General features: G+C 65.4%; 14 protein-coding genes. 8 read left to right on the top strand and 6 right to left on the bottom strand.

From position 1 onward, the window contains the following. Positions 1-439: 439 nt before the first annotated feature. The 5 genes from AC50X6_RS08525 to AC50X6_RS08545 all read left to right on the top strand — a co-directional run bounded on the left by AC50X6_RS08525 (position 440) and on the right by AC50X6_RS08545 (position 4,475). Positions 440-1,168 carry a DUF4386 domain-containing protein gene (locus tag AC50X6_RS08525; protein ID WP_494965796.1) on the top strand — a complete coding sequence of 243 codons (729 nt, stop codon included), beginning with the start codon at positions 440-442 and terminating at the stop codon, positions 1,166-1,168. A 416-nt stretch (positions 1,169-1,584) separates the two neighbouring features. Then, the gene (locus tag AC50X6_RS08530) at positions 1,585-1,833 is read left to right on the top strand and encodes a hypothetical protein (RefSeq protein ID WP_494965797.1); all 249 of its coding nucleotides are present in this window, start codon (positions 1,585-1,587) and stop codon (positions 1,831-1,833) included. A gap of 5 nt (positions 1,834-1,838) precedes the next feature. Next, positions 1,839-2,417, top strand: a complete 579-nt coding sequence (locus AC50X6_RS08535) for a TetR/AcrR family transcriptional regulator (protein WP_494965798.1) — start codon at positions 1,839-1,841, stop codon at positions 2,415-2,417. Further along, positions 2,414-2,791 (top strand): hypothetical protein, encoded by a 378-nt coding sequence (locus AC50X6_RS08540; RefSeq protein WP_494965799.1) that lies wholly within the window; start codon positions 2,414-2,416, stop codon positions 2,789-2,791. The genes AC50X6_RS08535 and AC50X6_RS08540 overlap by 4 nt, the downstream gene beginning before the upstream one ends. 94 nt (positions 2,792-2,885) lie before the next feature. Then, positions 2,886-4,475: an alkaline phosphatase D family protein gene (locus AC50X6_RS08545; RefSeq protein WP_494965800.1), complete on the top strand. Its 1,590-nt coding sequence runs from the start codon at positions 2,886-2,888 to the stop codon at positions 4,473-4,475. A gap of 123 nt (positions 4,476-4,598) precedes the next feature. On the opposite strand, the gene soxR is transcribed toward AC50X6_RS08545, so the two are convergent. Continuing rightward, entirely contained in the window at positions 4,599-5,072 is a 474-nt protein-coding gene (soxR, locus tag AC50X6_RS08550) for a redox-sensitive transcriptional activator SoxR (RefSeq protein ID WP_494965801.1), read from the bottom strand. Between the two features lie 190 nt (positions 5,073-5,262). Here soxR and AC50X6_RS08555 point away from each other — a divergent pair, with 190 nt between their 5' ends. Continuing rightward, positions 5,263-5,937 carry a VOC family protein gene (locus AC50X6_RS08555; RefSeq protein WP_494965802.1) on the top strand — a complete coding sequence of 225 codons (675 nt, stop codon included), beginning with the start codon at positions 5,263-5,265 and terminating at the stop codon, positions 5,935-5,937. A 26-nt stretch (positions 5,938-5,963) separates the two neighbouring features. On the opposite strand, the gene AC50X6_RS08560 is transcribed toward AC50X6_RS08555, so the two are convergent. The 4 genes from AC50X6_RS08560 to AC50X6_RS08575 form a co-directional block, all read right to left on the bottom strand. Continuing rightward, positions 5,964-8,204: a putative bifunctional diguanylate cyclase/phosphodiesterase gene (locus tag AC50X6_RS08560; protein ID WP_494965803.1), complete on the bottom strand. Its 2,241-nt coding sequence runs from the start codon at positions 8,202-8,204 to the stop codon at positions 5,964-5,966. A gap of 270 nt (positions 8,205-8,474) precedes the next feature. Beyond that, positions 8,475-9,731 (bottom strand): formamidase, encoded by a 1,257-nt coding sequence (gene fmdA / locus AC50X6_RS08565; protein WP_494965804.1) that lies wholly within the window; start codon positions 9,729-9,731, stop codon positions 8,475-8,477. Between the two features lie 36 nt (positions 9,732-9,767). Then, positions 9,768-10,055 (bottom strand): FmdB family zinc ribbon protein, encoded by a 288-nt coding sequence (locus AC50X6_RS08570; protein WP_494965805.1) that lies wholly within the window; start codon positions 10,053-10,055, stop codon positions 9,768-9,770. 34 nt (positions 10,056-10,089) lie between these two features. Further along, a complete protein-coding gene (locus AC50X6_RS08575) occupies positions 10,090-10,728 on the bottom strand; it encodes an AmiS/UreI family transporter (RefSeq protein WP_494965806.1) in 639 nt (212 codons plus the stop codon). A 277-nt stretch (positions 10,729-11,005) separates the two neighbouring features. Between AC50X6_RS08575 and AC50X6_RS08580 the strand changes: the two genes are divergently transcribed. Together AC50X6_RS08580 and AC50X6_RS08585 are read left to right on the top strand one after the other, a co-directional pair. Next, a complete protein-coding gene (locus AC50X6_RS08580; RefSeq protein WP_326968194.1) occupies positions 11,006-11,185 on the top strand; it encodes a hypothetical protein in 180 nt (59 codons plus the stop codon). A 102-nt stretch (positions 11,186-11,287) separates the two neighbouring features. Further along, positions 11,288-12,976: a long-chain-fatty-acid--CoA ligase gene (locus AC50X6_RS08585; protein ID WP_494965807.1), complete on the top strand. Its 1,689-nt coding sequence runs from the start codon at positions 11,288-11,290 to the stop codon at positions 12,974-12,976. Between the two features lie 16 nt (positions 12,977-12,992). On the opposite strand, the gene AC50X6_RS08590 is transcribed toward AC50X6_RS08585, so the two are convergent. Further along, positions 12,993-13,634: an NADPH-dependent F420 reductase gene (locus tag AC50X6_RS08590; RefSeq protein WP_494965808.1), complete on the bottom strand. Its 642-nt coding sequence runs from the start codon at positions 13,632-13,634 to the stop codon at positions 12,993-12,995. Between the last annotated feature and the right edge of the window lie 7 nt (positions 13,635-13,641).

The raw sequence follows: 13,641 nt of genomic DNA on the forward strand, positions 1-13,641 counted from the left end.
GCAGCAGATCGAAGCCGCTCAGGAGAGCTATCCAAGGACTATTGGCCTTCCCGCGCGGTGGAGGACGAACTTCGTTTGATCAGACTGGCGGAGGCAGAAGCCCCAACCTTGTGATGCTGCTGAAATCTAAGCGGGGGAGTTGCCAGCTGCGCGAAGAAACCATTGGCGTGGGACACGCACTCGGCAACGAATCGCTGTCGGGGCGAAGTGAGAGCCGTTGTGGCGAGCATGTTTGGACACTTCCGCGGCTGCCACCCAAGAAATTTCATTGGGCTCGAACTTGACGACGGTGGCGCCTCAAGCGCCGCCGTCTCCCTCATGATCGCAGGGCGGCCGCGGTAGTCCGCTGTTCCACCCCTTGACAGAAGAACGCCGTACACCCTAGTGTTCCTCGTAGTTAGTGTACGCCGTACACCTGAATCTAAGGGAATGATTAATCATGAAACTGTCCAGACCAACCGCCGTCACCGCCGGAGTGTTTTTCCTGCTCACAGAGGTGGGTGCGATTGTCGGAGCCGCCCTTTACAACCCGATCCTGAAAGGCGCCGACTACATCACCGGCGCCGGGGCGGATGACAGGATCCTCCTGGGCGCGCTCTTCGAACTGCTGTTGGTGATTGCCGCCGTCGGCACCGCCGTGACGCTGTATCCGATCCTGAAGCGGCAGAACGAGGGGGTTGCGCTGGCGTTCGTCGCGGCCCGGCTGCTGGAGGCGGTAGTCATTCTCGTCGGGACCCTCAGCCTGTTGTCGATTGTCACGCTTCGCCGGCAGTTCGACGGCGACGCAGACGCCGACCTGACCGCCCTCTCCACCATCGGCTCCTCGCTGGTGGCCCTGCGCGACTGGACGTTCCTGTTCGGACCGAACTTCGCCCTCGGTGCCGCCTCGCTGCTCTTGGCCTCCCTGATGTACTCATCCCGCTTGGTGCCCCGCCCGATCGCCGTTCTTGGGCTGGTCGGGGGGATCCTGATCCTCATCTCCGCGGTCGCCGTGATGTTCGGCGCCTATGAGCAGATGTCCACCGTTGGCCTCGTCGTCGCGCTCCCCGTCTTCGCGTGGGAGGTGACTCTCGCCGTGTGGCTCATCGTCAAGGGCTTCCGCCCGGTGAGTATCCTCACCGCTCCCACTCCCGCTACCCGTTCCCGCGTCGCGGCGGCTGCGGAATGACGGCCGCGACAATCCGGCACTTCGGACCGCCAGAGGTGGTGGAATTCACGGAGGCGCCGACGCCCGCGCCCGAGCGCAATGAGGTTCTCGCGGGTACGACGTGATCGTCGGATGTGCGGGCACCGCGGGCTTTGAGCGGGTCGAGCGTTAATGGAAGCCGGGCGGGGCACTGCTACGGGTCACCTCCGACCTTAGGGGCATGGTCCTCGCCTGGCTCGCGGCCAGACTCGATGCGGCCGCCGTCATCACCAACTCCGCACCACCCGTGCCGCAGTTCACCCAAGCCGATGCCATCGCGGCCCCGGATACTCCTCTCACTGCTGATGCGCAGCGCGCACCTCAACCCCGGGACGATAACGTGTACGCTGTACTCCCACCAATAAGCCAATTGGCGGCTGATGGATAGGGTGCGGGAAGTGACCGACAAACTCGAAGTGGACCAGCGTGTCCGCCTCAACAGAAATCGTGTCCCGCGGGCTGCCGTCTCGCTGGCCGACGATATCGGCATTGATTCGCTGAGCATCCGCAGACTCGCTCAGGAACTCCGCGTGGTGCCGATGGCCCTGTATAGCGCAGCGCCGGCACCCAGGAACTGGTCCACCGTGCTGCGTTCTCGACCCGGAACCCGCCCGCTTGCAAACAAAACGGAACGTCGCGTAAGGTAAATCCTATGCACATTCTTCAGGGTCGCCCACGCGACGCACGCACGCACGCCGCGATTCTTTCCGCGACTGTCGCGCTCGTCGTCGAAGCCGGGTACGGGGCTCTCGCGATCGGTGGCGTTGCTTCTCGCGCAGGGGTCGGCAAGGACGCGATCTACCGCCGGTTCTCGGGCAAGCCCGAACTCGTCTACGAGGCTGTGTTCGCCTCTTCGGACATGGCCCCCATACCTAATACGAACACTTTGATCGGCGATGTCACGATCCTCGTCGAAGGACTGGTCGCCGAATTCGCCGCGCCTGCCGCGGCCGCAGCGCTGCCCGGTCTGTTGGCCGACTTCGCGGCCCAGCCGGCACTGCGCATGCGCATCCGGGAGGACTTTCTGGCGGCCGCAAAGGCGCGGCTGGTCGAGGTCTTCGACCGCGCTGCCGCCCGTGGCGAGCTCGCGTCGGACGTGCCGATCGATCTCATCCTCGACAGCCTGGCAGGCAGTGTGCTTTTCCATGTGGGCTTGATCGGCGCCCCGGTCACCCCCGAACTCGCCGGCCACCTTGCGGCGATGGTCGTCACGGGGATCCAGACACGATGAATGCCTGGTTGATTTGTGCGGGGTCACTGGCGGCCGTGGTGGCCGCGATTCACCTTATCCTCGGTCACGTCGACCCCGTCCAGCCACTCCTGCGCTCAGCACTCGCGGACATACCGAAGCGCACGCTGCATGCGGTCTGGCACTTGGTAAGCGTCGACCTCGTCCTCGGCGCGTCGGTGCTGCTCTACCTGGGCATCGCCCACCCCACAGGCAGCGGGCTCGTGGCCGCGGTCCTTGCGGCCCACTTCGGTGCGTACGCCGCGGTCTTCCTCGCGCTGGCGCTCCAGCTCGACCGGCCTCGCCGTGTACTCGCCCTGCCGCAGTGGCTGCTCCTGCTTCCCATCGCCGTCCTCAGCGCTATCGGCGCAGCATGAATAACTCCGCCTCCGGCGCTTCTTCACCGGGCACTAACCCGTGATCCATGTACAGGCTCTCACTCGTCCAGCCGGCCCCGATAGATTTCCGGACATGGACATAACACGCAGGTCACTCATCACTGCCGGCCTCGGTGCAGGCCTTGTCATCGCTGTCCCGGGGACCGCCCTGGCCGTTCCATCAACCCCGAATGACTCCGGCCTCAGGACCGATCCCTTCACTCTTGGTGTTGCCTCCGGCGAGCCATGGCCGGACGGCTTTGTTATCTGGACGAGGCTGGCCCTCGACCCGCTGGCCGAGGACGGCCTCGGCGGCATGCCGTCCCGGAGCGTCCAGGTCGGGTGGGAAGTCGCGGAGGACCCCCGGATGGAGAAGATCGCCGCACGCGGCGGTCAGCGCGCCGTCATCGAAGCAGGCCACTCGGTGCACGTCGAACTGCGCGGGCTGAAGCCCGGCAGGGAGTACTACTATCGTTTCCGCGCGGGACGCCACATCAGCCCCATCGGCCGGACACTGACCAGCCCGGCCCGGCATGAGACGCCGGCATCCCTCGCCATGGCGTTCGCCAGCTGCGCCCAGTACGAGCATGGATATTTCACGGCGTACAAACGCCTTGCCGAGGACCACCCTGACCTCGTCCTGCACCTGGGGGACTATCAGTACGAATACAAGGCCGACTCCTACGTATCCGGCAGCGGAAACGTCCGTGACCACCAGGGTCCGGAGACGGTAACCCTGGCGAACTACCGCCAGCGCCACGCTCAGTACAAGTCCGACGCCGATCTGCAGGCAGCGCACGCGGTGGCGCCCTGGCTGGTGGTCTGGGACGACCACGAGGTGGATAACAACTGGGCGGACGAAATCCCGGAAAACAGCGACCCGGCGCAAATGAACGATACCCGAGAGAGGTTCGTGCAGCGGCGGGCCGCCGCGTTCAAGGCCTACTACGAGAACATGCCCCTGCGTGCGTCATCGGTCCCGTCCGGGGCGGACATGAAGATCTACCGCCGGGTGCAGTGGGGCCAGCTCGCCAACTTCCACATGATGGACACCCGGCAGTACCGGGACGACCAACTGGCCGGCGACGGCTGGAAGAAAAACGTCCAGGCCCGCCTGGACGAGGCGCGCACCATTACCGGAGCCGGGCAGGAGAAGTGGCTGCTGGACGGGTTCCGGACCTCGAAGGCAAGCTGGGATGTCCTGGGCCAGCAGGTGTTTTTCGCCGAGCGTGACCGCAATCAGGCCGCGGATATTGACGAGGTCTCGATGGACGGCTGGGACGGCTACGCGGCCTCACGCCGGCGCATCACGCAGGGCTGGGTGGACGCGAAGGTGCGCAACGCCGTCGTACTGACCGGTGACGTCCACCGCAACTGGGCCAACGACGTCAAGGTGGACTACAAGGACCCGGCATCCCCGGTGGTCGGGTCCGAGCTGGTCTGCACGTCCGTAACATCCAACGGGAACGGCTCCGGCTCGACTGCGGAGCCCACCATGGCCTGGAACCAGCACCTCAAGTTCTACAACGACCAGCGGGGCTACGTGAACACCCGGATCACCAAGGACGCATTTCAGGCGGATTTCCGGGTCCTGAACTACGTCACCGAGGCAGGCTCTCCGGTGAGCACCAAAGCCTCGTTCGAGATCCGGGACGGCGTCCCCGGCCTGCAGCGCCGCGGTTAGGAGCGTCCACCACGGCAGGGACGCACGTCGGGAACCCGGGAGCACGACGGCGGGCGGACGCCGCCGTCGTGCTCCCGGGACTTGTATGGTCTGCGAGCAACGGCCGGGCTCGTGCCGTTCCCGTCAATCGGCGAAGGCTGCAGATTCGGCATTTCGCAGCCATCGCGAGCCTGGACCTTCGCCTGCGGCCGCATCGTCTGGATTGAAGAGGGTGCATTTGCCCAGCGACAGGCAACCACATCCGATGCATCCGTCGAGGGAGGATTGCAGCGCCTCGAGCTGGCGGATTCGGCGAGCAACCGTTGCGGCCCATAACCGGCTCATTTTTTGCCATTCGCGCTGCGTGGGCGCGCGCTCGGGCGGCAACTCGGCCAGCGCCGCCGCTATTTCCTGAAGGGTCAGTCCAACGCGCTGGCCCGCGGCAACCACCGCAAGCCGCCGGAGCGTGTGGCGAGGGAACTGGCGCTGGTTGCTTGCTGTCCGGGTGGCTTGAATCAGACCACGCTCTTCGTAGTAGCGAACGGTCGGCACGCTCACTCCCGCACGCCGAGCGAGGTCGCCAATCGACAACAACTCGAGGGGAGCAATGTGCGGCATGGCTAAAGCTTTGCAGCCCTGGCGCTTGACCTCAAGTTAGCTTGCTGCCGAATCTGCGAAGGGGGCTGACCACGGCGCAGGCGGCGCCATCGTCTTTGATTCCGTCGGCGGCGCCTATGCCGCGGAGACCGACAGGGTTCTTCAGCGGCCGCTTGACCTCAAGTTAGCTTGAGCAGCTTGGCTGAGGGGTATGAAGATTACCAAGGTGTCAGCCAGGGTCCGAAACGCTCGTGGAGCCGCAGACTTCTACGCAAGCGTTCTCGGCGTCGGCGTCGACCGCGCGCCAAACGCCGTGTCCGTGACGATAGGGGCGACTCGGCTGGTCCTCGTCGAGGACCCCGCAGCTGAAGGGGACCACCACTTCGCGATTACAGTTCCGTCCAACAAGTTCGACAGAGCAAAGACCTGGATACAGCAGAGGGCAATGCTGCTCGGCACATCCGACGCGGACGAATTCGAATGCTCGCCGGCATGGAATGCACGCGATCTCTACTTCACGGGCCACGACCGGTCGGTTCTCGAGTTGATCATTCGGCGCGATCTCGACAACGCCACGGCCGGCCCTTTCACGAGTACTGACCTCCTCTGCGTCAGCGAAGTCGGGGTCGCCGTAGCCGATGTGCCCGCCGTGGCGGCAACTCTCGTCGAAGACGCCGACGTTGCTCCGTATGGCGATGCGGCCGGAAGCACCTTCAGGCCAATCGGAGACGCCGACGGCATGCTGATCGTCGTGACGCCAGGCCGACCCTGGTTTCCAACAACGGATCGTACGGCGCAAGAAAGCCCGGTCTCGATCACGGCAGTCGGTGGCCGCCCGGGTACCTATCGGCTCGGCGCTTGCGGTTCGCTTCACGTTCTGGTCTAGCACCCGGGCTGGCGTGGCCGGAAGTTTCAACCCGGGATGCTGGCGGCCTCAGTGGTTTCCAGTGCCCCCGTCGGCCCACCCGGACCGCTTCTGCCGGTGCGGTCCGCCAGCCACACATCCAGCGCCGCGGCGGGGACGGGCCGGCCCACGTGGTACCCCTGCGCCAGATCGCACCCGTGATCTGCCAGTTGGGCGAGCGTTTGACTGTCCTCGACCCCTTCGGCGACCACGCTCATGCCTTGGCCGTGGGCCAGGGCGATGATGGATTTCACGAGGTTGGCGGCACGGGGACTGTCGCCCATCCCGGCCACGAAGGACCGGTCAAGTTTGAGTTCATCGAGCGGCAGATCCCTCAAATAGGCGAGCGAGCTGTACCCGGTGCCGAAGTCGTCCACTGAGATCCGGACTCCAGCCAGCCGGAGCCTGGTCAGAACAGCGCATGCACGGCCCGGGTCTGCGACCAGGCACTCTTCGGTGATTTCGATTATCAGCCTGTCGGCCGGAAGGCCATGCGCGGCGATCATGGCAGCGACGCGGACCGGCAGCTCGTCGTCGGCGAGGGCGCCGGCTGAGACGTTCACCGCCACCGGGAACGTGAGGCCGTCCTCGCCCCACACACGCGCCTGTTCCAGGGCCAGCGTGATCACCGTCTCTGTCAGCTCCGGCATGAGCCCGGCTTCCTCGATCAGGGGCAGGAAATGGCCGGGGTAGAGCAAGCCCCGGCCGGGGCGGTCCCACCGCACCAGCGCCTCGACGCCGGCCACGTCCCCGGTGACGAGGTTAATCTTCGGCTGGAAATGCAGCACCAGCTGATCGGTGTTGATCGCGGCGCGGAGTTCTTCCAGATCGCGGAGTTTTTCGGCACTGTGGGGATCGTCGGACAACTGGTACACGTGGTGTCCGCTGCGGGTCGACTTCGCCTTGTACATGGCCAGGTCCGCCTTCCGCATCAGCACGCCGAGCTCCTGGCCGTGCGCCGGGGCGAGCGCGATTCCTATGCTCACATCTGTGCGCAGCGCTATTCCGCCCAGGGTGATGGGCTCCACAACCGCCGCACGTATCCTGCCTGCCACCGAGCAGGCCTCCTCAAGAGTCGCATTCGGCAGGAAAACAGCGAACTCGTCCCCGCCGATCCGCGCCAGCAGATCCTCAGTGCGCAGAAGCTGGCTAAGCCGCCGGCCCACCTCCGCCAGCAACAGGTCTCCGGTCCCGTGGCCCAGGCCGTCGTTGACCTCCTTGAACCTGTCGAGATCGAGTAACGCCAGTGCGCCGTGCCCTCCGGCCGCTGCGTCCAGGCGCACCGGGAAGTCCGCATGAAAAGCCCGCCGGTTGAGCAGTCCCGTGAGGTGGTCAGTCCGGGACTGGCGCCGCAGATCCGCCGTCGTCAACAATTCCTGGAACGCCACCTGGGTACGGGCGGCGGCAGCGGCGAGCGCCAGGCAGGACAATATGACGGCGGGCAGGGACACCGGAACCTGCGTGCCCGCAGTCAATACCGCCAACCCGGTGAGTGTTGCCGCCATTGAAATCGCCAGGCTGCGGGTGCGGATCCGTGGTTTCTCGGCAGCGGAACTGTCCTCTGAGCGACCGACCCAGACCGCCGTCAGCGCCAGCCCGACGGCCCAGCCGGCGTCCAGCGGAGTCCCCAGTACATAGGATCCGTCACTGGCCAGGTAGGCGAACACCACGTCGCAGACGGCAAAGACCATCAACCCGAGCACCAGCGCCGTCACCCGGTGACCGATCCTCAGGTCAGGGGCCGCTGCCATTCCCGCAACGGCTGCCACAAGGAGCCAGTCAAGCACCGGGTACGCGGCTGAAATCATGGTGCCGGACGACAGCGGCTGCCCTGCTGTCGACACGAAGATGGGATCAAGCAGGATCGCCAGCGGGGCCGCTGCTGCGAGCGAGGCAACGGCCGCATCCAGGACCACAGCCCACGACAATCGGCGTTTCTGCTGCCGCACCATCGCGGCAAGAGCGAGGAAAATAAACGGGTAGAAGCCGAGGTAGCCGATATCGGCCACACTGGGAAACGGCTCCGTGCCGCTCAGCGCCTGGGCCACCGTGTAGTAGTGGTCACCCGCAGCGAACGACGTCACGGCCAAGGCCGCAAGAAGCGCTGGCCGGCTCTTCCAGCCGTTTCGATGGACCGCTGCCCAGCACACCGCAGCCGTCATCCACATGGCGAGGGGGCTCAGCCAGTTGTTCACGAACGCGGTGGCGTCACTTCCGGGGATGAACAGGCCCACCACGTAAGCGGACACCGCCGCCCACATCGCCAGTTCGAGCCGGGACCCGGCCCGCCCTTTCCGCAGAAACCTGGACCCTTGCCGCGCTCCGGCCAACTACCCCACCCCCCAAGTGATGGCCTGAGCATACCCTACGAAACCAGCGCCGCCTTTGCCCTCGGCAGCGCGGCCAAAGTGCCCGTGCGCCTCAGCGTCGGCGCAGCACCATCGAGGGGGCGCCCGCCCGGCAACATGCCGTCCGGGCGGCCCCTCGATGGGCGGTCAGTGCTGCGGCTCAGCGCCGGCTCATCGGTTGCTGGCTCTGGGGACTCCTCTGCCCGGATCGACCTGGTGGGGGCCGGCCGCCGAGGGCCGCACATCGAAGTCGAAGACGGCAGTGGGGATGTAGACGGTGGAGCAGGAGTTCGGGATGTCCACCACGCCGGAGAGACGCCCTTCAATGGGGACGGCGCCCAGGATGATGTAGGCCTGTTCTCTGCTGTAGCCGAACTTACTCAGGTAATCGATGGCATGGAGGCAGGCCCGCTGGTAGGAAAGGTGCGAGTCGAGATAACGCTGCTCGCCGTCCAGGGTCACCGAGGTGCCGGAGAATGCCAGCCATTGACTGAACTGCGGGTCGACGTTCCCGGGCATGAAGATGGCATTTTCGCTCACGCCGTACGTGTCCATGCCGCCCTTGATGAGGTCGACTCTGAGATCGATGAATCCGCCCATCTCGATCGCCCCGCAGAACGTAATCTCCCCGTCCCCCTGGGAGAAGTGGAGGTCTCCCAGGGACAGGTTGGCGCCGTCGACGAAGACGGGGTAGAAAATTCGTGTTCCTTTGGACATGTTTTTTATGTCCTGGTTCCCGCCGTTTTCCCGCGGGGGCGCGGTCCTGGCCGCTTCCCCGGCCACCCTGCCGAATTCCGAGGCCGCCAAGTGTCCAAGGACCGCGTGTTCGGCCTCGGGCGGCAGTGCCAGCGGCGGAACACGATTGGGGTTGGTGGCGATGAGGTCCCCTTCGCGTTTGTTCCATTTCGCGAGTAATTGGGCCGAGGGCGCTGTGCCCATAAGCCCGGGGTGGATCAGTCCGGTGAAGGAAACTCCCGGTACGTGCCGCGACGAGGTGACTTGGCCGTTGAAGTCCCAGATGGCCTTGTAGGCGTCGGGAAACTGCTCGGTGAGGAAGCCGCCGCCGTTGCTGGTGGCGAAGATGCCGGTGTAGCCCCAGCCCTGTCCGGCAAGCGGCCCGGAGTCCTCCTGCGGGATGGGGCCGACGTCCAGAATGTCGACCACCAGCAGATCGCCGGGTTTGGCGCCTTCGACGGCGAATGGTCCGCTGAGTTTGTGGACGGTCAGCAGCGGGGCGTTGAGGACGTCCTCGGCAGAGTCGTCGTTGACGATGGCGCCGTCAAACCATTCCCGGCAGTCCACCCGGAACGAGTCCCCCGGTTTAACCGTGGCGACGGGTGGAATTTCAGGGTGCCACCGGTTGTGGCCGATCTTTTCCTGGTCCTCGAACTTCCTGGCGGAGTCAAGGGTAAATATCTTTGCGGGCATTTCGTCTCCTTTGACTGGGCGCCGCTTCCGCGATGCTTATGGCCGCGGCAGTTTCCGATGTAACGGGTTGGATGAGTATGGCTGGAGCCGTCGGGGCGTTCCGGGGAGCCGGGACGTTACGACGTTGGGTTCGGCTGCACTGCGTTTGGTGGCGTCGATGAGCCGGAAAGCCTGGGATCCGGCCTTGGAAAAGTGCGGCGCGCTGATGAGCCGGCGGGATGGTGCACCGCACGAGGGGCAGGGCACGGTGTCCGGGGCCTTCCCCATCGGATGGGTTTCCTCGAAAAGCGAGCCATCGGAGCAGCGGTACTCATAGGTGGCCACGTATCGGTTCCTCTCTGTTCGCTGTGAAGCAGTGTCAGGCGGGCCGGGTGACGCTGGTGACTTGGCCAGGCTGGGTGCTGCTGCGCATCGACTTCCGGCCAAGGAAGTAGGCTGCCGCCAGCGCGAACGCCGCCACCGCCGCTACCAGGGCCGCGTAGCCATTGTTGGTCTCGTAGCGGCCGAGCAGCAGGAAGAACGCCGGAATGGTGCCCGTCAGGTGGCTGATGAACACCGTGAACCAGCCCGTCATTTTGGTCAGTGACGTCTTGTTCAACCCGAGAAGGAGGAAGAACATGAACCACAGCACTGCCCACACGAACCAGATGACGCCAAACACCGGGTCGCCCACGAGGGTGAACTGCAGGACGCCGATGACGACGGCGCAGGCGGCGACGAACACCGAAAACCATCCGAGGCCTTCGCCGCTGATGCCTGTCATCTGCAGGACGCCTACATACAGGTAGGTGAAGCCGAAAAGGTAAAGCCCGGCCGCGCCGAAAATGACAGAGAGATCGCCATTCGCCTGGAGGATGATGATCGTGGGGAAGACCACTTGCATGGTTCCCACAAAAAAATTGAGGATGGCGGCTGACTTGCCCGGGATGACCCCCAAGAGCATCAGCCCGTTGACAAACAGAACCGCGCCTACGTAAAGCAAACCAACACTGCCCATGTCAGCTCCGTCAATTGATGCACAAGTGATCAGTGATGCACTGGAGGGCATTCCCGGCACAGGACACATCGAGTGGGAGGAATGTTTTGAGCGAATAAAGTCCCCGAAACTGGAGGACCAAATTCAAGCATATTCCGCGACGGCGCAGCGGGCTAAGGTCTTTTGGCCTTACTTTGCGGCGGGGTCCGGTGCGAGGGAGGGCTGCGCCCCGGACGAGTGGGCAGGGAAAGCCGGCAACCCGGGCCATCTTCTGTTTCCTCAGCGGCGAATTCCTGTTATGAACTACTACAGCCCGGCGGCGCAGGAACGGGTTCGGGACGCCGCATACGACGCAGTCGAGAAGGTCCTGGACAGCATGTTCGAGCCGCTGAGCAGGCAGGCCCTCACCACACGGTGGAACCAGGCCTGCGAGGCCATGGCGAAACACCTGGAAGCGCAGGACACCGGCGACGAGTGACGCTCTCCGGCGCGGGATTCCTCCAATCCGCACCGGGGTCCCGTCCGGCCGCCAGGGCCCGGGCATTTCGCCGGAGATAGGACTTCACGGCAAGATGTGACTATGCCGAATACGGACCTACAGCCCTGGCTGAAGAACTACCAGCCGGGTGTCCCGGCCGAAATCGATCTGCCCACGGAGTCTCTTGTCGCGATGCTGGAGCGGTCCGTGGCGGAGGCCGGTGGGGCGCCCGCGCTGGAATTCTTCGGCCGCCGGACCAGCTACACAGAGCTCGGCGGGCAGATCGACCGGGCCGCCGAGGGCCTGCGCCGGTTGGCCGTCCGCGCCGGGGACCGGGTGGCCATCATCCTGCCGAACTGCCCGCAGCACGTGGTCGCCTTCTACGCGGTGCTGCGCCTCGGCGCCGTCGTCGTCGAACACAACCCGCTGTACACCTCCCGGGAACTCCGCCACCAGTTCGAAGACCATCAGGCGCGCATCGCGATTGTCTGGGACAAGGCGGCGGTGTCCCTCCGGCAGTTCCCGCCAGATATCGAGATCGACCACATCGTCTCAGTCAATCTCCTCGAGGCGTTCCCCGCCGTCAAGCGCGTTGCCCTGCACCTGCCGGTGAAGAAGCTGCGCGAATCCCGCGAGGCGCTGACCGGCCCCGCGCCGGGAACCATCCCGTGGAAGGAGCTCCTCAGCCACGGCCGCATCGACCCCGAACACCCGCGTCCGTCGGTGAAGGACCTGGCCGCCATCCAGTACACCTCGGGCACCACGGGCCGGCCCAAAGGTGCCATGCTCACCCACTTCAACCTGTATTCCAACGCCCTGCAGGGTGAAGCCTGGATGGCGGGGGCGGAGTACCGCAAGGAGATCTTCTACGCCATCCTGCCGATGTTCCACGGCTTCGGCATGACGCTCTACCTCACCTACGGCATCCGCAAGCAGGGGCTGCTGGTCCTCTTCCCCAAATTCGATCCGGACCTGGTGCTGGCTGCGATGAAGAAGTCGCCCGCGACCGTCTACTGCGCGGTCCCGCCGATTTATGAGCGCACCGCGCTGGCCGCCAAGGCCAAGGGCATCTCGCTGCGCTCCTGCAAGTACTGCATCTCCGGCGCCATGAACCTGCCGGACCATGTGGTGGAGCTCTGGGAATCGGTGTCCGGCGGCCTGCTGGTGGAGGGCTACGGCATGACCGAATCCTCCCCGGTGGCGCTGGGGAACCCGTTCCATCCCACCCGCCGCAACGGCACCATCGGCGTGCCGTTCCCCTCAACCTTGATGAAGGTGGTGGACCTGCACGATCCCGCGGCCGAGGTGCCGCCGGGCCAGCCGGGTGAGCTGCTGCTGAAGGGCCCGCAGGTCTTCCAGGGCTATTGGAACAACCCGGAGGAAACCGCGAAGACCCTCGCGCCAGACGGCTGGCTGCGCACCGGCGATGTGGTGACCGTGGATCCGGACGGCTTCACCACCATCGTGGACCGTGCCAAGGAGCTCATCATCTCCGGCGGCTTCAACGTCGCGCCCTCCGAAGTGGAGACGGTGCTGCGGCTGCACGGCGACGTCAGGGACGCCGCCGTCGTCGGCCAGCCGCTCGAACGCGGCGGCGAGATGGTGGTCGCCGCCGTCGAGCTCGAACCGGGCAGCACCCTGCACGAGGACGCCCTGCGCGAGCACTGCCGCGAGCACCTCGCCGGCTACAAGGTCCCGAAGCGGATCGTCGCCATCGCGGACATGCCGCGCTCGATGCTCGGCAAGATCCTGCGCAGGCAGGTCCGGGAACAGGTGCTCCCGAGGCTCTGACGCGTCAGGTGCGTCCTCAGACGGTGCGCGGGGCCCGGGCCAGGTTCTCGGTGAGCTCGGCGGCATTCTGCCGCACGACGTAGGCCGGGCGGTCGCGCTCCACCCGCCAGCTCTCGGACAGCGGGCCGATGTTGACGGTGTCGAAGCCGAACTCGTCGTACAGCCTGGTCACCAGCTCCGCCGCCTCCGGGTAGTTGCTGGCGGTGGCCAGCGCGCGCCGGTTTTCTGTGCCGGCTGGCGTCCCGTCCGTGGTGATCTGTGTGGACATGATGTGGTTGAAGCCCTTACCCACCTTGGACGCGGGCAGATGCTCCTGCAACAGCCCGGAGGTGGTGGCCTCGCCGCCGTCCAGGGCCGGGAATCGGCCGTCCCGTTCCCAGTAGTAGTTGTTCGTGTCGACGACGATTTTGCCGGCCAGCGGCTCCACCGGGACCTCGCCGATGTTCTTGAGCGGGACGGTGACGACGGCGAAATCGCCGGCCGCTGCCGCCTCGGCCGGCGTCGCGGCCCGGGCCTGCGGCCCCAGCTCCGCGACAAGGTCCGTGAGGGTTTCCGGTCCCCGGGAGTTGCTGATCACGACGTCGTAGCCGAGCTCCACCGCCTTGCGTGCGAGCTGGCTGCCAATTTTTCCTGCACCGATGATTCCGATTGTTGTCATGTCCGGG

This window comes from Pseudarthrobacter sp. HLT1-7 (assembly GCF_059383435.1).

What these genes read in the sequence shown, in the direction of transcription:
- soxR (WP_494965801.1), bottom strand. Translation starts at nt 5,072, where the DNA reads ATGCCGCACATTGCTCCCCTCGAGTTGTTGTCGATTGGCGACCTCGCT.
- AC50X6_RS08545 (WP_494965800.1), top strand. Translation starts at nt 2,886, where the DNA reads ATGGACATAACACGCAGGTCACTCATCACTGCCGGCCTCGGTGCAGGC.
- AC50X6_RS08525 (WP_494965796.1), top strand. Translation starts at nt 440, where the DNA reads ATGAAACTGTCCAGACCAACCGCCGTCACCGCCGGAGTGTTTTTCCTG.
- AC50X6_RS08540 (WP_494965799.1), top strand. Translation starts at nt 2,414, where the DNA reads ATGAATGCCTGGTTGATTTGTGCGGGGTCACTGGCGGCCGTGGTGGCC.
- AC50X6_RS08535 (WP_494965798.1), top strand. Translation starts at nt 1,839, where the DNA reads ATGCACATTCTTCAGGGTCGCCCACGCGACGCACGCACGCACGCCGCG.
- AC50X6_RS08575 (WP_494965806.1), bottom strand. Translation starts at nt 10,728, where the DNA reads ATGGGCAGTGTTGGTTTGCTTTACGTAGGCGCGGTTCTGTTTGTCAAC.
- fmdA (WP_494965804.1), bottom strand. Translation starts at nt 9,731, where the DNA reads ATGCCCGCAAAGATATTTACCCTTGACTCCGCCAGGAAGTTCGAGGAC.
- AC50X6_RS08585 (WP_494965807.1), top strand. Translation starts at nt 11,288, where the DNA reads ATGCCGAATACGGACCTACAGCCCTGGCTGAAGAACTACCAGCCGGGT.
- AC50X6_RS08555 (WP_494965802.1), top strand. Translation starts at nt 5,263, where the DNA reads ATGAAGATTACCAAGGTGTCAGCCAGGGTCCGAAACGCTCGTGGAGCC.
- AC50X6_RS08580 (WP_326968194.1), top strand. Translation starts at nt 11,006, where the DNA reads ATGAACTACTACAGCCCGGCGGCGCAGGAACGGGTTCGGGACGCCGCA.
- AC50X6_RS08590 (WP_494965808.1), bottom strand. Translation starts at nt 13,634, where the DNA reads ATGACAACAATCGGAATCATCGGTGCAGGAAAAATTGGCAGCCAGCTC.